Annotated in this window: 22 protein-coding genes and 2 pseudogenes; 10 read left to right on the top strand and 14 right to left on the bottom strand. The window is 57.9% G+C overall.

What is annotated here, in order from left to right:
• Nucleotides 1-27: 27 nt before the first annotated feature.
• Both nrdD and BMX59_RS16350 read left to right on the top strand, forming a co-directional pair.
• Nucleotides 28-183: an anaerobic ribonucleoside-triphosphate reductase gene (nrdD, locus tag BMX59_RS16355; protein ID WP_093123442.1), complete on the top strand. Its 156-nt coding sequence runs from the start codon at nucleotides 28-30 to the stop codon at nucleotides 181-183.
• Nucleotides 180-875: an anaerobic ribonucleoside-triphosphate reductase activating protein gene (locus BMX59_RS16350; RefSeq protein ID WP_092245454.1), complete on the top strand. Its 696-nt coding sequence runs from the start codon at nucleotides 180-182 to the stop codon at nucleotides 873-875. The genes nrdD and BMX59_RS16350 overlap by 4 nt, the downstream gene beginning before the upstream one ends.
• Before the next feature lie 195 nt (nucleotides 876-1,070).
• On the opposite strand, the gene BMX59_RS16345 is transcribed toward BMX59_RS16350, so the two are convergent.
• From BMX59_RS16345 to BMX59_RS16330, 4 genes are read right to left on the bottom strand one after another with little or no spacing between them, the layout of a single operon-like run.
• Nucleotides 1,071-2,417 (bottom strand): 4Fe-4S binding protein, encoded by a 1,347-nt coding sequence (locus BMX59_RS16345; protein WP_093123436.1) that lies wholly within the window; start codon nucleotides 2,415-2,417, stop codon nucleotides 1,071-1,073.
• A complete protein-coding gene (locus tag BMX59_RS16340) occupies nucleotides 2,414-3,253 on the bottom strand; it encodes an FTR1 family iron permease (RefSeq protein WP_093123433.1) in 840 nt (279 codons plus the stop codon). The genes BMX59_RS16345 and BMX59_RS16340 overlap by 4 nt, the downstream gene beginning before the upstream one ends.
• A 9-nt stretch (nucleotides 3,254-3,262) precedes the next feature.
• Complete coding sequence (locus tag BMX59_RS16335; RefSeq protein WP_093123429.1) at nucleotides 3,263-3,586, bottom strand: cupredoxin domain-containing protein; 324 nt, start codon at nucleotides 3,584-3,586, stop codon at nucleotides 3,263-3,265.
• The gene (locus BMX59_RS16330) at nucleotides 3,586-4,116 is read right to left on the bottom strand and encodes an iron transporter (RefSeq protein WP_093123425.1); all 531 of its coding nucleotides are present in this window, start codon (nucleotides 4,114-4,116) and stop codon (nucleotides 3,586-3,588) included. Before BMX59_RS16330 ends, BMX59_RS16335 begins: the two co-directional genes overlap by 1 nt.
• 179 nt (nucleotides 4,117-4,295) lie before the next feature.
• On the opposite strand from BMX59_RS16330, the gene BMX59_RS16325 reads away from it, so the two are divergent.
• Complete coding sequence (locus BMX59_RS16325) at nucleotides 4,296-4,526, top strand: DUF3079 domain-containing protein (protein WP_093123420.1); 231 nt, start codon at nucleotides 4,296-4,298, stop codon at nucleotides 4,524-4,526.
• Between the two features lie 8 nt (nucleotides 4,527-4,534).
• On the opposite strand, the gene BMX59_RS16320 is transcribed toward BMX59_RS16325, so the two are convergent.
• Nucleotides 4,535-5,011 (bottom strand): hemerythrin domain-containing protein, encoded by a 477-nt coding sequence (locus tag BMX59_RS16320; RefSeq protein ID WP_092245471.1) that lies wholly within the window; start codon nucleotides 5,009-5,011, stop codon nucleotides 4,535-4,537.
• A 266-nt stretch (nucleotides 5,012-5,277) separates the two neighbouring features.
• Between BMX59_RS16320 and BMX59_RS16315 the strand changes: the two genes are divergently transcribed.
• Nucleotides 5,278-5,484, top strand: a complete 207-nt coding sequence (locus tag BMX59_RS16315; protein WP_071491707.1) for a PLDc N-terminal domain-containing protein — start codon at nucleotides 5,278-5,280, stop codon at nucleotides 5,482-5,484.
• A gap of 61 nt (nucleotides 5,485-5,545) precedes the next feature.
• Here BMX59_RS16315 and BMX59_RS16310 read toward each other — a convergent pair whose 3' ends face one another.
• A complete protein-coding gene (locus BMX59_RS16310; RefSeq protein WP_071491706.1) occupies nucleotides 5,546-6,106 on the bottom strand; it encodes a type 1 glutamine amidotransferase domain-containing protein in 561 nt (186 codons plus the stop codon).
• Nucleotides 6,107-6,299: 193 nt separating this feature from the next.
• Between BMX59_RS16310 and BMX59_RS16305 the strand changes: the two genes are divergently transcribed.
• From BMX59_RS16305 to BMX59_RS16295, 3 genes are read left to right on the top strand one after another with little or no spacing between them, the layout of a single operon-like run.
• Nucleotides 6,300-6,512: a hypothetical protein gene (locus BMX59_RS16305; protein WP_092245474.1), complete on the top strand. Its 213-nt coding sequence runs from the start codon at nucleotides 6,300-6,302 to the stop codon at nucleotides 6,510-6,512.
• A gap of 2 nt (nucleotides 6,513-6,514) precedes the next feature.
• Nucleotides 6,515-6,946, top strand: coding sequence for a DNA methylase (locus tag BMX59_RS16300; RefSeq protein WP_071491704.1), 432 nt, complete (start codon nucleotides 6,515-6,517; stop codon nucleotides 6,944-6,946).
• Nucleotides 6,943-7,680: a DUF72 domain-containing protein gene (locus BMX59_RS16295; protein ID WP_093123411.1), complete on the top strand. Its 738-nt coding sequence runs from the start codon at nucleotides 6,943-6,945 to the stop codon at nucleotides 7,678-7,680. The genes BMX59_RS16300 and BMX59_RS16295 overlap by 4 nt, the downstream gene beginning before the upstream one ends.
• On the opposite strand, the gene BMX59_RS16290 is transcribed toward BMX59_RS16295, so the two are convergent.
• Nucleotides 7,645-8,430, bottom strand: a complete 786-nt coding sequence (locus BMX59_RS16290) for a DeoR/GlpR family DNA-binding transcription regulator (protein WP_093123406.1) — start codon at nucleotides 8,428-8,430, stop codon at nucleotides 7,645-7,647. The genes BMX59_RS16295 and BMX59_RS16290 overlap by 36 nt on opposite strands.
• Nucleotides 8,431-8,551: 121 nt before the next feature.
• Between BMX59_RS16290 and BMX59_RS16285 the strand changes: the two genes are divergently transcribed.
• A complete protein-coding gene (locus BMX59_RS16285; protein WP_093123403.1) occupies nucleotides 8,552-9,712 on the top strand; it encodes an alpha-hydroxy acid oxidase in 1,161 nt (386 codons plus the stop codon).
• A 192-nt stretch (nucleotides 9,713-9,904) separates the two neighbouring features.
• Here the strand turns inward: BMX59_RS16285 and BMX59_RS16280 are convergent, their stop codons facing one another.
• Complete coding sequence (locus tag BMX59_RS16280) at nucleotides 9,905-10,831, bottom strand: alpha/beta hydrolase (RefSeq protein ID WP_092245485.1); 927 nt, start codon at nucleotides 10,829-10,831, stop codon at nucleotides 9,905-9,907.
• Between the two features lie 245 nt (nucleotides 10,832-11,076).
• Here BMX59_RS16280 and BMX59_RS16275 point away from each other — a divergent pair, with 245 nt between their 5' ends.
• Nucleotides 11,077-11,664, top strand: a complete 588-nt coding sequence (locus BMX59_RS16275) for an NUDIX domain-containing protein (RefSeq protein ID WP_093123400.1) — start codon at nucleotides 11,077-11,079, stop codon at nucleotides 11,662-11,664.
• Between the two features lie 217 nt (nucleotides 11,665-11,881).
• On the opposite strand, the gene BMX59_RS16270 is transcribed toward BMX59_RS16275, so the two are convergent.
• The 3 genes and pseudogenes from BMX59_RS16270 to BMX59_RS31155 all read right to left on the bottom strand — a co-directional run.
• Nucleotides 11,882-12,298 (bottom strand): hypothetical protein, encoded by a 417-nt coding sequence (locus tag BMX59_RS16270; RefSeq protein WP_092245491.1) that lies wholly within the window; start codon nucleotides 12,296-12,298, stop codon nucleotides 11,882-11,884.
• A gap of 272 nt (nucleotides 12,299-12,570) precedes the next feature.
• Nucleotides 12,571-12,930, bottom strand: a complete 360-nt coding sequence (locus BMX59_RS16260) for a hypothetical protein (protein ID WP_092245497.1) — start codon at nucleotides 12,928-12,930, stop codon at nucleotides 12,571-12,573.
• 6 nt (nucleotides 12,931-12,936) lie between these two features.
• Nucleotides 12,937-13,370, bottom strand: a pseudogene (locus BMX59_RS31155) (RHS repeat-associated core domain-containing protein); the annotation flags it as partial.
• Nucleotides 13,371-13,372: 2 nt separating this feature from the next.
• Between BMX59_RS31155 and BMX59_RS30185 the strand changes: the two are divergent.
• A pseudogene (locus tag BMX59_RS30185) lies at nucleotides 13,373-13,453 on the top strand (DUF3995 domain-containing protein); the annotation flags it as partial.
• Nucleotides 13,454-13,616: 163 nt separating this feature from the next.
• On the opposite strand, the gene BMX59_RS31150 reads toward BMX59_RS30185, so the two are convergent.
• The 3 genes from BMX59_RS31150 to BMX59_RS16240 form a co-directional block, all read right to left on the bottom strand.
• Nucleotides 13,617-13,733: a DUF6896 domain-containing protein gene (locus BMX59_RS31150; protein ID WP_371914380.1), complete on the bottom strand. Its 117-nt coding sequence runs from the start codon at nucleotides 13,731-13,733 to the stop codon at nucleotides 13,617-13,619.
• A gap of 76 nt (nucleotides 13,734-13,809) precedes the next feature.
• Complete coding sequence (locus BMX59_RS16245) at nucleotides 13,810-14,220, bottom strand: hypothetical protein (RefSeq protein WP_093123396.1); 411 nt, start codon at nucleotides 14,218-14,220, stop codon at nucleotides 13,810-13,812.
• Nucleotides 14,220-15,392 (bottom strand): RHS repeat-associated core domain-containing protein (locus tag BMX59_RS16240; RefSeq protein WP_139212894.1); only part of this gene is annotated, 1,173 nt, incomplete at its 5' end. The genes BMX59_RS16240 and BMX59_RS16245, both read right to left, overlap by 1 nt.

Raw genomic sequence — 15,392 nt, 5'->3', positions numbered from 1 at the left:
AGCTTTTCAACCCCAAGGAGATTCACCATGCAAGTATCCCAGCCACAACGTCAGCGCTGCGAAGTCTGGACCCGGGTGATGGGTTATCACCGGCCGGTGTCGGCGTTCAACCCCGGCAAGCAGTCCGAGCACAAGGAGCGCGTGCACTTCACCGAAACGGCTGCGGCGGCCGGGCGTCAATGAGCCGAGCGCTACGGGTCGGGGGCCTGGTGCCCCTGACCACCCTCGACTACCCCGGCATGCTCGCCTGCGTGCTGTTCTGCCAGGGCTGTGCCTGGCGTTGTCGTTATTGCCACAACCCGGACCTGATCCCGCCGCGCGCCAGCACGCAAGTGGATTGGCGCCGGGTGCTGCTGTTTCTGCAACGGCGCCGGGACCTGCTCGATGCCGTGGTGTTCAGCGGCGGCGAGCCGACCTTGCAGGAAGGCTTGCCGGCGGCGATGGATGAAGTGCGGGCGATGGGTTTTCACATCGGCTTGCACAGCGCGGGGATCAAACCGGCAGGGTTTGCCAATGCGTTGCGTCATGCCGACTGGGTCGGGTTCGACGTGAAGGCCCTGGCCGAAGACTGCCAGTCGATCACCCAGGTCAAGGGCAGCGGCGCCGCCAATTGGCGTAGCCTCGACACTTTGCTCGCCAGTGGCGTGGACTATGAATGCCGCACCACGGTGCATTGGCACTTGATCGACCCACCCCGGTTGTTGCTGCTGGCCCAGCGTCTGCAAGCCACCGGTGTGCAGCGCTTCGCCGTGCAAATGGTGCGCACCGTCAGCATGCTCGACCGGCAATTGCCGAGTGCGCCGGCACAGGCCGCGTTACCCGAGCTGTGGGGCCGTTTGCGCGAGTTGTTTCCCGCGTTTGTCTTGCGCGGGTGATCACCCTACGCCTTGCACGACCTGGCTGGCCCCCAGCCATGCACCGCAGCAGTGCGCGGGTTGGCAAATGTGGGAGGGGGGCTTGTCCCCGATGACGCAGTATCAGTGACAGATGGACTGGCTGACCCACTGCCATCGGGGGGCAAGCCCCTTCCCACAGTTTCAATCCTGGCAGGTTCTGATATAGCGCTTGCTTCAGTGGGCCCAGCCCCAGAACTGCAGCCACCAGCCATAGCCGATCAACCCGGTACTCATCAGCATGCATAGGAACGCCCGTCCGCGAGGCAGTCCCTCGAGTCGTTGCCACGCCAACCACAGGCACCAGCCGATCGCCGCCATCAAGATCCCCGCTCGCAGCGGTTGCACCCACGCCAATACCAAGCCTTCATACCGCAACAGCTTCACCGTGGTCGCCGACAACCCCAGGAACAATCCTGCGCCCGCCAGGGGCGTCAACGTCAATGCCAGGGGCCGAAACATTGCGCCATCACTCGCCCAGCGCGCAGCCAGGTGCAACAACAGCCAGCACCCGCCGCCCACCACCAGCGAACTGGCGGCCAGATACAGCACGATGCACGCCCCATCCAGCCAACTGAAACTGTCATTGAGTTGCGGATAATGGGTGAGCAACCACCAGGGGGCGTTGTCTTGCAGCGGCCATAGCCAGTCGCGGCTCACCATCCACTCGGCCAGGTGTTGCTTGAGGGCGATGAACCAGGGGCTCAGCGTCCACTGAAACGCGCCCATGGCCAGGCCGATCACGCCGAACAGCAGCAGGCGTACGTCCCAGGCCGAACCGTGTTGCAACGGAGCCTGCAGAATTTCCTGGTTGCATGAGCGGGCGATCAATTGCACCGCGCCGCGTTGCCCGCTGCAGCGGCCGCAGGCGTGGCATTCGCTGGCGCCTTGCAGGCGACGGATGTCCAGCAGCGGCGCGCAGTTGGGCAACGGCAGGCGCGGCGCGGCGTTGGCCTTCCAGCGTTGTTCATCCACGGCGAAGTGCACCGGCGCCAGGCGGGCGAGCAGGGCGAAGACGCCGCTGACCGGGCACAGATAGCGGCACCAGACGCGTTTGCCGCGCACGAACAGCAGGCCCACCACAACCGCCGCGAGAGTCGAGCCACCGAGGATCAGCAGCGCGGCCGGGGCGTAGTCGTACACGCTGATCAACTGGCCATAGAGCGTGGTCAAGCAAAAACCCAGGGTCGGCCAGCCGCCCCAGCGTAGCCAGCGCGGAATGCCCAGGCCGCGTCCGTGCTGGCTGGCCCATTCGCTCAAGGCACCTTCCGGGCAGAGCACGCCGCACCACAGGCGCCCGAACAGCACCATCGACAGCAACACGAAGGGCCACCAGAGGCCCCAGAAGATGAATTGTGCAAGCAGCGTGAGGTTGTTGAGCAGGCGCGCCTGGCTGTCCGGCAGGGGCAGCAGCGTCGGCAACACCAGCAGCACGGCGTACATCAGCACCACCATCCATTGCACGATTCGGATCAGCCGCCCATGGCGGCGCATGCCATCGCCCAGTCGCTGTAGCCAGCTCATGCGGCTTGCCGTGACCGGCGCAGGCCGTTACCCACCAGCAGCCAATAGCCGAGCAACACCATTACCGTGATCAGGCTGGGCGCGGCACGGTAGCCGGCGAAGTCTGCCAGCAACGCGCCCAGGCCATGGCTGTCACTGAGCAGCAGGCTGCTGTCCCAGCGGCTGTCGCCAAAGGCCGAGTAGACCCAGTCGGGCATGTCCATCGCCAACAGTTGCCCACTGATGCGGTCCACCGCAGACACCAGCAAAGCGCCGCCCAGCAGCAACAGCAAGGCTTCGCTGACGGCAAAAAAACGTGCCCAGGAAATAAAGCGTCGGCTGCTGCGCAACAGCACCACGCTCAGCCCGGCCAGCAGCAGCCCCAGCACGCCACCGACGGCGAACAGGCCCAGAGCTTCGTCGTGCAGACGGGCACCGGCGCCATACAAAAACACCACGGTCTCGCTGCCTTCGCGGCTCACTGCCAGCAGGGCCAGCAGCAACACGCCCCAACCGCCGTGCCGGGCCAGGTGCTGGTCGGCTTCATTGACCAGCCGGTGTTTGAGCGTGGGCGCATGGCGATGCATCCAGAACACCATCTGCACCATCAGGCCGCTGGCGGCCAGGGTCAGCGCCGCTTGCAGCCATTCACCCTCGGGGCCGGTCATGGTTTCGCCGGCCCACAGCATCAACCCCGCCAGCCCGGCGGAACCGAGCAGGCCCAGCAGGATGCCGGCCCAGAGGTAGCGGGCCAGGCGTGAGCGACCGGCCTGGCAGCTGATCCAGGCCTGCAGAATGCCGATCACCAGCAGCGCCTCGACGCTTTCGCGCCACACAATAAACATCGATGTGTTCATCAACAGCTCCTATTCGGCGCGGATGCTGCCTTGGGGCAGTTGGGGGTTGAATTCGTCGAAGAACGGATAGGTGCCTGGCTTCAGAGGATGGATCACCACAAAGGTGGTCACCCCAGGGGACAAGACTTTCTCCACCCGCAACGGTGTGCTCTCGAATTCGGCCGGGCCTTGGCCGAGGTTCTTGAGTACGATCTTGAAACGCTCGCCGGCCTTGACCGCCAACTGGGGCGGCGTGAAGCGGCCGTCTTGCAGAGTCAGCTCATAGCTGGGCAAAGGCGCCACCAAGGCTGCACCGTTCAGCGAAAAAACGCCGAGCAGCAGGGCGCGGCGCATCAATAGCCGCCTTTCTTGCCGATGCCGGCATAGACGAATTCGTAATGCACTTCGCAGCGTTCGAACCAAGGGGCGACGCCGGTTTCCTTGTCGGTGTGACGGCCCAGGAAGGGGTGGCCGGAAGGAGGGGTAACGGTGAAGGTCAGGCTGTACTTGCCCGGCCCTTGTAGTTTGACGTTGTCGCCATAGTGCGGGCCGTCATTGGCGACCATGGCGTGGAAGTCACCGTTGATGGGCGGCGTGTCACCTTGTTTTTTCAGCGCGAAGGACAGGTTCAGGTAAGGCACGAAACTGCCTTCCTGAAAGCCTTGGGCGTTGTCTGCCGTGGCGCGCACATCGGCTTCCAGGTGCACGTCGGAATCGGCGGTGGCGCGCATCATGCCGGCGGGGGCCATCTCGATCGGTTGCAGGTACACCGCACCGATTTCCAGCCCCGGGCAGTGTTGCGGTTCGCCGATCGGGTACTCCTTGGCGGACACCGCGAAGGTGGTCATCAACAGGAGAATGGGCAGCAGGGATGAGGTACGCATGAGGGCTTCCTGACGGGAAAGGGGAGAGGGCCCGAGTCTAGGAAGGTCTGCCGTGAATAATAATGATTCTTGTCAAATTTGCAGGATATTTCATGATTGCCCGGCTTGATCCGTGTCAAGGCCGGGTTGGTATCGTGGCATTAGACTTGACCTACAGTTCACCGGTAGGAAGCTGCTTCATGGCCAAGCCATTTCCGCTGCATCCCAAACACCCTGAACGCATCTGCTGGGGGTGTGACCGCTATTGCGGCGCCTCTGACCTGGCCTGCGGCAACGGTGCCGATCGCACCATGCATCCGGCCGAAATGCTCGGTGATGACTGGTACGAACAGGGCGATTGGGGATTGGCGCCCGAACCTTCGCCAGCACCCTGCACCGAAGCCCCGGCACTACCCGTGAGGCTTCGGTGAAACATGCTTCAGGCTGCCAGGGTCTTGGTTGCCTGCTGCTTTTTATGCGCTGTTTTCATCGCTTCCATCTCGGCGCCCAGTTCTTCAAGTTGTGCTTTCCCGAGTAATTTTCTCGCTTGAGGAAACATCTCGCTTTCCTCCTCTTCGATATGGTGTTCCAACAGCTCCTTGACCACTTTGACGCGGCCGGAAAACTCTGTTGTCGAAGGTTCGGTCTGCTTCAGGTCGGGCAGTACCAGGGCGTCGACGGTACGGTGCTCTTCCTTGGCCTCGTGGTACATGATGTCTTGTTCCTTGCCGCCGGCTTTTCTGAACGCCGGGTACAGGATTTCTTCCTCCAGCTTGGTGTGCAGGCTGATTTCCGCTTCCAGCTTGGCCAGCAGTTCAGTGCGTTTCTTGACCCCGCGTTCGGTGGATTCACTCAGTTGAGTCAACAGGGCTTTGACGCGTTCGTGGTCGGCTTTGAGCAGGTCAATCGCATTCATGGGTGACACCTCACGGGAAACTCAGGGCGTGTCGAAATGCACGCCTCGTCCAGTGCAGGAGTGCATCAGGTGTACCAACCTGAGCTTTTTGAAATACCTCTACAAATTCAATGGCCTACAGCGAGTGCGTGACGGTGCTGTTCGTGCAGGTTGCATGGTTGGCCCTGTGGCGCATTGCATTCCACCACGGCGCAAGGTTCGCGCAAATTTAAATGAACCCTCACGGCCGATGCTTGACCTAACGCATACGACCTAGGAGGTGAAGCATGGAAATTCAATATATCTGGATTGGGCTGGCGGTGATTCTGTTGCTGCTGGAGTTGTGGGCGATCAATATCGTTTTGCGCAGCACGGGGGGCTGGGAGTCCAAAGGATTATGGCTGGTGGTGCTGATTTTTGTGCCGCTGTTGGGGCTGATCGCCTGGGCGATGTTCGGGCCGAAACGGGAAATGCCGGAGCATCGTAAAAGCTGAGGCATCAGCCCATAAAAAACAGGCGCCTCGACGGCGCCTGTTTTCGTTCAGCGCTCGGGCATCAGCTTGCCACAGCCCTTGCAATTGCCTCATTGAATGCCGGCAGATCGTCCGGCGTACGCGAAGTAATCAGGGTCCAGCCGTTGGCCTTGCATTCCTTGACCTCGGCATCGACCCAGCCGGCGGCACCGGCGTTTTCCAGGTCAATACGCACGCTCTTGTAGGAGGTCAGGGTCTTGCCCTTGATCACGCCTGCGTCAATCAGTGCCCAGGGTCCGTGACAAATCGCCGCTACGGTTTTACCCGCCTGCACGAATTCGTTGATCAGCTTCAGTGCGGCTGCATCCTGGCGAAGCGTGTCCGCATTGACGGTGCCGCCGGGAATGACCAGTGCATCGAAATCAGCACCGGAGAGCTCGGACAGTTTTGCAGCGGATTCCACCGTCTGGTCTTTCTCGGTGTCGCCGACGAAGGTCTGTGTGGTGCCGCCCTTGCTGGAGGCGTGGGTCACCGTCGCGCCATGCCCGCGCAGTGCTTCCAACGGTTTGAGCAGTTCATCGCGCTCAATGCCGGTATTGGAGGTGATAACCAGAATATTCTTGCCGTTTAGGTGTGAACTCATGATCGAGTGTCTCCTGATGGGGAATGGGATCTGAGAGAGTTGATCCAGCGCGGGCGACAAAGGTTTAAATTAATTTGCGCTTATTTTCCGGGCGGTTGGCGCGGGCAATTTCCTTGAACTATCCACATCGGCAGGCCTCTGCTGCTTAAGCGCCCGTCATTTTCACGGGCCTTCAATTGACTGGAGACTCACCATGAATGCCGATAAAACCCCAGCACCCATCAGCTCTGAAGAAGCCCAGCGGGGCACCGAAAAGGCTGACAAGGGCCAGACTCTGGAACGCCCGAATCCCAGGACCGAAACCGTCGATAAAGTAGTGACGCCCACCGAGATCAAAGACATCGAGCGTCAGACCGATGCCATCAATGAACAGGCCGCCAAGGCCGAGCGCAAACTGGGCCACTGAACATGGCCCGCGCCATCAGCGCGTCGGAGTTGGGCATTGAACTCAAGCCCGGCGACGACCACAGTCTGTTCAAGTGGTTTATCGCCAGCTTCCTGATGGGCAAGCGTATCCAGGCACCGATTGCCGCGCAGGCCTATAAGGTGATTGTCGAGGAAGAAGGCCGTGACACTGCGCGCAAGCTGCAGCACTGCACATCGCGTGAATTGGTGGCCATGCTGGGACGCGCGCATTACGTGCGCTATGACGAAACCACCGCGCAACGCTTGCTCGACCTCAGCGCCAGGTTGAACGCCGAATACGCCGGCAAGATCACCCATATGCGCAGTGTCAGCGAAAGCCGTGAGGCCTTCGAAAAACGCCTTGGGGAATTCGACGGGGTGGGCCCCAAGACCATCGAGATTTTCATGCGCGATGCTGCCAAGGTGCTGTTTTGACTGCAGCTCCCTATGTGGGCTGTGCCGGCTGGAGTTTGCCGCGTGAATACTGGCCGAGGTTCAGCGGTGAGGGCACGCACCTGCAGCGCTATGCTTCACGCTTCAATGCGGTGGAAATCAACAGCTCCTTCTATCGTCCGCACCTGGCGAAGACGTATGCACGCTGGGCGGATTCGGTGCCCTCAGGCTTCCGTTTCTCGGTCAAAGTGCCCAAGCGCCTCACTCATGAGCTGCGCCTGCAAGGCTGTGAGGCTGCACTGGATGAGTTTCTTGGGCAATGCCTGCAACTGGGCGAAAAGCTGGGTTGCCTGTTGGTGCAATTACCGCCTTCGTTGCATTACGAACCGCTCGTTGCCAACGCATTCTTCACGGCGTTGCGCCAACGTTTCATGGGCCACGTAGTGCTTGAGCCACGTCATGGGAGTTGGCTTGCGGCTGAGGAGATGTTGCGCCACCTGCAGGTCGGGCGAGTGGCGGCCGACCCGCCGCTTATTGCGTCGGGAGACACACCGGCCGGTTGGCAGGGCGTGCGTTATTGGCGCCTGCACGGGACGCCGCGCATTTATCACAGCGGCTATGGACCTGAACGGGTCCAGGCCTATGCCCGCTTGGTCAGCGCGTCCATGGAGGATGGCGTGCCCACCTGGTGCATCTTCGACAACACGGCCAGCGGCCTGGCAACCTCCGATGCGCTGTGCCTACTCGACCTCTACCCGCAGCACTTCCACACCTAGCTGTTCATACGCTTGCACATTCGGCACGTGCCATTCGGTAATCAAGGTGTGTATGCGGCTGCACGGTGCCACCACAAACGGCTCCACGGCGCCGATCTTGTCGGCCATGGTCACCGCCACCACATGGGACGCACTGTCGAGCAAGGCTTGCTTGACCGCGACCTCGTCAAAATGCAGCGAACTGATACCGACTTGCGGATGCAGCGCGCACACGCCGGTAAACAGCAGGTCGGCCTTGATGCTCTGGATCAACCGCACGGTTTCATGGCCGCTGGTGGACAGCGTCGCCGGGTTGAGTTGGCCGCCGGTGAGGATCACTTTTACATCGGGATGGTCCGCCAGGGCGATGGCGATCATCGGCGAGGTCGTGACCACCGTCAGGCGGATCGAGTGCGGCAAGGACTGAGCGATCTGCAGGGTGGTGGAGCCGGAATCGAACAGCACGATCTGGCCATCCTCGACCCGTTCGGCGGCCAGGCGGGCGAGGTGGCGCTTGGCGTCGTTGGTTTCGCCCACTCGGGTGAAAAAATCCTTGCCGGTGTCTTTGGGTCGGGGCAGGGCGCCGCCGTGCACGCGTTGCAGCAGGCCGGCAGCGGCGAGCTCGCCAAGGTCGCGGCGGATGGTGTCCTGGGACACGGCGAAGTGCTCCACCAGCTCCGAGGCGGTGACTTTGCCGTCGCGTTCCAGCAGCAACAAAATCTTCTGTTTGCGCAAAGAAGGCAGGTCGATGGCTTGATGTGTGTTGTGCATGGTTTTGCGTCTTTTTGCGGGTTTGTGCGAGATTAGTCGTCTCATGCCGTAAACGCAATGGCTGGTTGTGCGGGCGATGGGCGGTTACTCTCAGCATTCAGTCCAGGGAGAGGTGACCTAGATGTCGTTGATCACAACCATCGAAGATTTACGCAAGCTCGCGCAAAAACGTGTGCCACGGATGTTCTACGACTATGCCGATTCCGGCTCCTGGACTGAGAGCACCTACCGCGCCAACGAAAGCGACTTTGCCCGCATCAAGTTCCGCCAGCGGGTGGCGCGCAATATCGACGAGCGCTCGATCCGCGCCAGCATGATCGGCCAGGACATGGCCATGCCCCTCGCGCTGGCGCCGACCGGTTTGGCCGGCATGCAGCATGCCGATGGCGAGATTCTCACCGCCCGCGCTGCCGCTGCATTTGGCCTGCGCTACACCTTGTCGACCATGAGCATCTGTTCGCTGGAAGACATCGCCGAGCACGTCGGCCAGCCGTTCTGGTTCCAGTTGTACGTGATGCGCGACCGCGCCTTTATCGAGCAATTGATCGAGCGCGCCAAGGCCGCCGGCGTGGATGCATTGGTGCTGACCCTCGACTTGCAGATCCTCGGGCAACGCCACAAGGACTTGATCAATGGCCTGTCCGCGCCGCCCAAACTGACGTTGCCGAATATTCTCAACATGGCCACCAAACCGCGTTGGGTGATGGGCATGCTGGGCACTAAACGACGCGGCTTCGGCAATATCGTCGGGCATGTAAAAGGCGTGGCCGACATGAGTTCGCTGTCGTCCTGGACCGCCCAGCAATTCGACCCGCGCCTGAGTTGGGACGATGTGGAGTGGATCAAGCAGTGCTGGGGCGGCAAGTTGATCATCAAGGGCATTCTTGATGTGGAGGATGCACGCTTGGCCGCAAATGCCGGTGCCGATGCGCTGGTGGTGAGCAACCACGGAGGACGGCAATTGGATGGCGCGCCGTCGAGCATCAGCCAGTTGCCGGCGATTGTGGCAGCGGTGGGGGAGCGCATCGAGGTGTGGCTCGACGGCGGCATTCGCTCCGGCCAGGACGTGCTCAAGGCGGTGGCGTTGGGTGCCAAAGGCACGATGATCGGCCGGCCGCATTTGTATGGCCTGGGGGCGATGGGCCAGGCGGGTGTGACCAAGGCGCTCGAGATCATTGCCCGCGAGTTGGACGTGACGATGGCGCTGTGTGGGTATAACGATATACGCGATGTGAATCGCGAAATTTTGTTGCCGGGGACATTCCCGGAAAACGTTTACTGAGCAAAAAAAGCGTAAAAAAATAAAAAGAGTTGTCCACGAAAACCGTGGGTATCTCTGTGGATAACTTTGCGAAGCCCCGGCAGGGTTGGCGATTTAAGCCAAGATCAATATTTGATCAACTTCGGATTTGGCCCAGCATGGCCTGGGTTTGCGCTTGACAGGCAAGCACGAACCCAGTGCCGAAAAACATTTTTACGAGTCGCCGTTGCGGCCTGTGGAGTGGGTGACAACCTGCGTCGGCATCTTCGCTTGCATCAGTTTGTCCAGCGCCTGGCCATAACTGCGACCGGCCAGGCTCATGCTGTTGTTGTGGCTGGCACCGGGCACCAGTAACAGCCGCTTGGGCTCCCGGGCGGCTTCAAACAACTGCTGGCTGAAGCGCGGCGGTACGTAGCGGTCGTCAAGGCCATGCACCACCAGCAGCGGCATATGGATGTCGGCGATCTTGTCGATGGAGTCGAACTTCTGTGACAGCAACCAACGCACCGGCAGTGAGGTATTCGCCACGGCGGTGGCCACATCCGCCAGCGACGTAAAGGTGGATTCGATGACGAGGCCACGTACCGGCAACGGTGTCTGTTTGCCCAATTCGGCAGCCAGGTCGATGGCTACCGCGCCCCCCAGCGAGTGCCCGTAGATCAGGCGTTTCTGTGGGTCGGGTTGCAGCACCTGGAAGCGTTCCCATGCGATGCGTGCGTCTTCGTACACGGTGGTTTCCGACGGCAGCTCGCCGTGGCTCTTGCCGAAGCCGCGATAGTCGATGGCCAGCACCGAATAACCCAGGGCGTGCAGTTGCTCGATGCGAAACAGCTGCCCGGTGAGGTTCCAGCGCACGCCGTGCAGGTAGAGGATCGCGGGAGCATCTTTCTTGTCCGCCGGGTACCACCAGCCATGGATGTTCTGCCCCGATTTGAAGCTGGCCGGCTTGAGTTCGAATTCCTGCACCGCCTTGGGCAAGCCGCTGTACCAACTGGCGGTGCCTGGCTCGATGCGAAACACCAGTTCGCGTTCCTTGTGTTGCAGCACGGCGCAGCCCACCGGCAGGCCGACGATCAACAGCGCCATGCACAGCAGCGGAAACCAGCGCAGGCTCAGGCGCGAGAAAAAACGTGAGGACATGAAGGTTCCAGGTAAAAGGTCAAGCAGGGGTTTTACCAGATGGCTTGCCCAGGCAGGTATTAATTCGACAGCCGCCCATGGGTGTTTCTTACAAAGTGTTACTGCATTGAACAAGACGTGCAGAGATTGTTAGGGTGGGTGATCGTCACCGGCGACGCATGTGGGTTACATCCTGCGCGCCAGCAATGATCCATTTGCCTGGGATCGCATGAAACAAACACTCGCCCTTTCTTGAGAGTACGACCATGGACACCAGCCCCGTTCGCATCACCGCCGAAGAGACCCTTTCGAAGAACTGGTACCTGCTGAAAAAGTACAGCTTCGACCTGCGCCGCCGCGACGGCAGCTGGCAAACCCAGACCCGCGAGGTGTACGACCGCGGCAATGGCGCGACCATCCTGCTGTACAACCGCGCCCAGCGTACGGTGTTGCTGATTCGCCAGTTCCGCATGCCGACGTTCGTCAACGACTACCATGGTTACCTGATCGAAGCGGCGGCCGGGCTGCTGGATAACGCCAGCCCCGAAGAGCGCATTCGCCTGGAGGCCGAGGAAGAGACCGGCTATCGCGTCGGCCATGTCGAGAAAATCTACGTAGCGTTCATGAGCCCGGGGTCGGTGACCGAGCGGATTCACTTTTTCATGGGGGAGTACCAGCCGGGTGATCGGGTTGGGACTGGCGGTGGCTTGGAAGAGGAGGGCGAAGATATCGAAGTGCTGGAGCTGGGCTTTGAGGAGGCTTTGGCAAGGGTGCAAAACGGCGAGATTGTGGATGGCAAGACCATCATGTTGTTGCAGCATTTGGAGTTGCGGATGCTTAAAGAGGGTTGGTGAACTCCCTTTGTTTGGGTGATCCCGCTTGTTGTGGTTCGCAGCCTTCCTGTGGTGAGCAGGCTTGCCCTGCGTTGGGCTGCGCAGCAGCCCCAAAAACAGGCAATGCCGATTTACCTGAAAACACCCATCGTCTGGATTGGGGCCGCTTCGCGGCCCAACGCAGGGCAAGCCTGCTCGCCACAGAGGGGCGGTGTTGCCTTGGAGGGCGGTGTTTCGGTTACCAGGTTGACTGGTCTTCGAGGCTGGCCTTTTGGAGGTCATCTCGCCAAACCTCATTGGCTAGTCGATAGATGTCGGCGAAAAAGCCCCGCGGATCGGCGATTTCTGTTTCGTCCCAGGCCATCGTTATGTATTCGTCGTAGTCGCTTTTGAATTCTTTTGAGAAGTCAAAGTCGTGGTTGTCCAGTGCATCCCTGAGAGCTGACATCAATACGAAACGATGTCTGTATGATAGGTACATAAGGTCTTTGAGGATAAAAGAAACTATGATCTCTTCCCTGTCTTTCTGATTGTTAGGATCATATTTCCATAGTTCTTTTCCAACTGTTTCCTCAAGATCGTATATGGATAAAGCTCCTAGTATATGAGAGATATTAGGGGTGTATGGAGTGTTCATAAATGGGCATTTCAGCATCGTCTGCTCACTTCGGGAATGCGGTGAATGGTCGAGTGGGATTGTTTCTATCAAACCGGGCGCAGCCTTCTTGTGGCGAGCAGGCTTGTCCTGCGCTGGGCTGCGCAGCAGCCCAAAAAACAGGCAATGCCGATTTACTTAAAAAACCCATCGCCTGGACTGGGGCCGCTTCGCGACCCAACGCGAGCAAGCTCGATTGCCACAAGGAGGGAGGCTGGCTTCTTAGAATTCTTCGATACCTACCCCGGCAGAAGCCAGATGCGCTTGTTTTCTTAATTTACCGATCTTGGCGAGTCGTAGTAGTTTTTTAAACATATCAATAAGACCTGCATAAACTTTCTCTGATTAATTAAAGGTGCGCTGAAATAGGTTGTCATGCTTTTGAAAACTGCATTAAAATTATCATTGATGGCTAAGAAATGTGTGATCGAGGCAATGAACCACTCCTGCTCACTCCTTGTGTAATTGAGAAATTCTGGTTTGGTTAATTCGTCAAAAAGATCTGTAAGTTCTTTTTCGTTATTTACGTCTTTTGATGCAATTAGTTTCTCTCGCTCTAAGTCGTCAGTGTTTTCGATATCGTAAGTGAACAGTAATCCACGAATTATTGACATGCTAGGCTTGTTTTTCATTTTTAGTCATTTCTCCGTGTACGCAGTTTTTGGGTGGCCTTGATTGTTTAATATCACCCTTGCTTTACGTTGTTGGCTATATTCCATTCCCTCTCTTGAGTATCCTTCGCCAACAATTTTGCCCATATCCATTGGTTCTAGTGATGCAGCGTGTCCGTTTCGTCTGAAAATAAGCTGGGCTCTGTATATCGAGTTTAACTGATCTCTATGGCTGAGATAATGTGTTGCAGCAGGTGGGTATTTAGGTTCCCCATTTTTTGGACCCGATGTGTAGCGCTCAATAATTCCGGGTTGGGCACGCACTAGTACGCATTGATCCCACCCGCCAGCTTCACCGGGTCCGGCGTCAGGTAACGCCCAACATCCGGATTGTAGTAACGATGGCGGTTGTAATGCAGCCCGCTTTCCTGATCGAAATACTGGCCCTGGAAGCGCAGCGGGGTTCGCGAGGTGGTATACGTATTTTTATTCGCCGTTGTGTTTGGTGTTGGGGGTGGGGTTGTTGGTGGTGGCGTGGGGGTGAGGGCCTGATTGCTCATCAGGCTGGGCAGTCATGTTCATTGCTGAATGAAGTACAGACTGGACATGGAGCCTGGGATTTTCTTGGCTTTGCCCAGTTTCAAGTATTCATCGAATTCATGCGCCAGGTACTCTTTGTCGGTGTACTTTTTATATTTTTGCGGCAGCTAATATGCGTAAACATATAACCGCCAGAGGTCAAAACTGTCGACCCTATCATCAGGCCCGCAATCAAAGTCGATGTATAAATTCGATAGGTAAACGCAGCAACCCTTGGGTTTCAGTTTTATCTAGCATGTGTTTTGGAACATTTATTTTTACTCGGTTTTTTCTTGATGTCGGATTGTGTTTTTTGGGGGGTTAGAGTTTGCAAAAATATATATGGCCTTCAAAAGATATGCCTGCTATCCAATCTAAGCCTTCTTGAGTTATGTATGTATGCTGCGGAATCGTCGAAAATATCCTCAATGCTGGGGAGAGCTGCTTGATACCTATTGAATAAGCCTCATCGGTGGCGTCGCCTATAATAATGATGTCCGCTTTTGTGGTGTGTGTGATTTTTTCTGCAAGTGCATCCATTGACGTTTGTGATGTTGCTAAACCCAGATAGATACTATCTTTCAATAAGTTCCATGCGATATTTGTTACGGAGAATGGGATGTTTTGACTGATGTTTTCTACCATGAGGTCATGTTTGACTTTTGTTAGGGTGGTGATTTTTATTTTGATTTTTTTGAAGTCGGCAATGATTTCATCGTCAAGATAGCTCATTACTTTGCAAACCTTTTAATTAGCTGGATCACCAATTTTTCGTCTCCTTCAAATGTAAAATGTGGGCCGTTTTTTTTATGGGTCCATACATTGATATGTGCGCCACTATTTTGGTCGTATTCAACACGAAAGCCAGTTTGTCTATCGGATGTTTGCATTCCTATGGGATCCCCTTTTCTTTTTCCGAATTTTCCTGGCTTTGGTATTTCTGCCCGGAAATTATTTTCTAATAACCACACTAGAGCTTTGTTTAAAGCCTGTTCATAAGTGACTGAGTGAACCACATCTCCTATTTCAGGGGGCGCTTTCTCGTGTGGTTTTTTTAATTTGCTTCTTTGTCCCGGACAATTACCGCGCGCGCAGGCAAATCCTATTGGGTCTATCCAGCCCGTAGGATTAGGCACGTACAGGTACGTGTTAATTCCGCCAGCCAGCTTCACCGGATCCGGCGTCAGGTAACGACCAACATCCGGATTGTAGTAGCGATGGCGGTTGTAGTGCAGCCCGCTTTCCTGATCGAAATACTGACCCTGGAAACGCAGCGGGTTGTCGACTTTTCCGATGTCGAGGCGGGTGATTTCCCCGTAGGCGCGGTAATGCGCGGACCAGACGATTTCGCCATCCGGGGCGGTGAGTTCCTGCGGGGTGCCGAGGTGGTCAAGTTGGTAGTGGTAGGGCTTGGTTTCCTTGGGGCCGAAGCCTTCCAGCAAGGCCAGCGGACGGAAGCTGTCCGGTTCATAGAGATAGCTGCGGTGCCGATTGGCGTGGTGTTCGGCGATGAGGTTGTCGCCTTGCCAGAAGAACTCGGTGGTGATGCCGTCGACGGTTTTGCTGATGCGGCGACCAAACGGGTCGTAGCGGTAGCTGGCGGTCTGGCCGTTGGGTTTTTTAATACCGATCAGACGATGCTGGCAGTCGTAGCGATATTCGGTGACGAGTGCGTGACCTTTGCCGCGTCGTTCGCGAATCAGGTTGCCGAAGGCGTCGTAGTCGTAGTGGTGGTCGCCCTGGATCATCAGGCGGTTGCCGGCGACGATGTCGGGGCCGGGGCGGTTTTGCATGAGCAGGTTGCTGGCGGGGTCGTGGCCGAAGCGTTCCTGATCGGCTTGGGTGTGGTCGGCGCGGGTGAGGCGGTTGAGTGGGTCGTAGTGGTAGCGGTGTTCGCCCTTGCG

The organism is Pseudomonas sp. NFR09, from assembly GCF_900111535.1.
Lineage (GTDB): Bacteria > Pseudomonadota > Gammaproteobacteria > Pseudomonadales > Pseudomonadaceae > Aquipseudomonas > Aquipseudomonas extremorientalis.
Note: the sequence above shows the minus strand (reverse complement) of the source record. Positions and strands in the feature narration are given on the sequence as shown.

Excerpts from the sequence above, each read along its gene's own strand:
- BMX59_RS16320 (WP_092245471.1), bottom strand. The coding sequence starts at position 5,011 with ATGAATGCGATTGACCTGCTCAAAGCCGACCACGAACGCGTCAAAGCC.
- BMX59_RS16290 (WP_093123406.1), bottom strand. The coding sequence starts at position 8,430 with ATGCACAACACACATCAAGCCATCGACCTGCCTTCTTTGCGCAAACAG.
- BMX59_RS16285 (WP_093123403.1), top strand. The coding sequence starts at position 8,552 with ATGTCGTTGATCACAACCATCGAAGATTTACGCAAGCTCGCGCAAAAA.
- BMX59_RS16260 (WP_092245497.1), bottom strand. The coding sequence starts at position 12,930 with ATGAAAAACAAGCCTAGCATGTCAATAATTCGTGGATTACTGTTCACT.
- BMX59_RS16330 (WP_093123425.1), bottom strand. The coding sequence starts at position 4,116 with ATGCGTACCTCATCCCTGCTGCCCATTCTCCTGTTGATGACCACCTTC.
- BMX59_RS16315 (WP_071491707.1), top strand. The coding sequence starts at position 5,278 with ATGGAAATTCAATATATCTGGATTGGGCTGGCGGTGATTCTGTTGCTG.
- nrdD (WP_093123442.1), top strand. The coding sequence starts at position 28 with ATGCAAGTATCCCAGCCACAACGTCAGCGCTGCGAAGTCTGGACCCGG.
- BMX59_RS16310 (WP_071491706.1), bottom strand. The coding sequence starts at position 6,106 with ATGAGTTCACACCTAAACGGCAAGAATATTCTGGTTATCACCTCCAAT.
- BMX59_RS16340 (WP_093123433.1), bottom strand. The coding sequence starts at position 3,253 with ATGAACACATCGATGTTTATTGTGTGGCGCGAAAGCGTCGAGGCGCTG.
- BMX59_RS16350 (WP_092245454.1), top strand. The coding sequence starts at position 180 with ATGAGCCGAGCGCTACGGGTCGGGGGCCTGGTGCCCCTGACCACCCTC.
- BMX59_RS16280 (WP_092245485.1), bottom strand. The coding sequence starts at position 10,831 with ATGTCCTCACGTTTTTTCTCGCGCCTGAGCCTGCGCTGGTTTCCGCTG.
- BMX59_RS16325 (WP_093123420.1), top strand. The coding sequence starts at position 4,296 with ATGGCCAAGCCATTTCCGCTGCATCCCAAACACCCTGAACGCATCTGC.
- BMX59_RS16275 (WP_093123400.1), top strand. The coding sequence starts at position 11,077 with ATGGACACCAGCCCCGTTCGCATCACCGCCGAAGAGACCCTTTCGAAG.
- BMX59_RS16335 (WP_093123429.1), bottom strand. The coding sequence starts at position 3,586 with ATGCGCCGCGCCCTGCTGCTCGGCGTTTTTTCGCTGAACGGTGCAGCC.
- BMX59_RS16345 (WP_093123436.1), bottom strand. The coding sequence starts at position 2,417 with ATGAGCTGGCTACAGCGACTGGGCGATGGCATGCGCCGCCATGGGCGG.
- BMX59_RS16300 (WP_071491704.1), top strand. The coding sequence starts at position 6,515 with ATGGCCCGCGCCATCAGCGCGTCGGAGTTGGGCATTGAACTCAAGCCC.
- BMX59_RS16270 (WP_092245491.1), bottom strand. The coding sequence starts at position 12,298 with ATGCTGAAATGCCCATTTATGAACACTCCATACACCCCTAATATCTCT.
- BMX59_RS16305 (WP_092245474.1), top strand. The coding sequence starts at position 6,300 with ATGAATGCCGATAAAACCCCAGCACCCATCAGCTCTGAAGAAGCCCAG.
- BMX59_RS16245 (WP_093123396.1), bottom strand. The coding sequence starts at position 14,220 with ATGAGCTATCTTGACGATGAAATCATTGCCGACTTCAAAAAAATCAAA.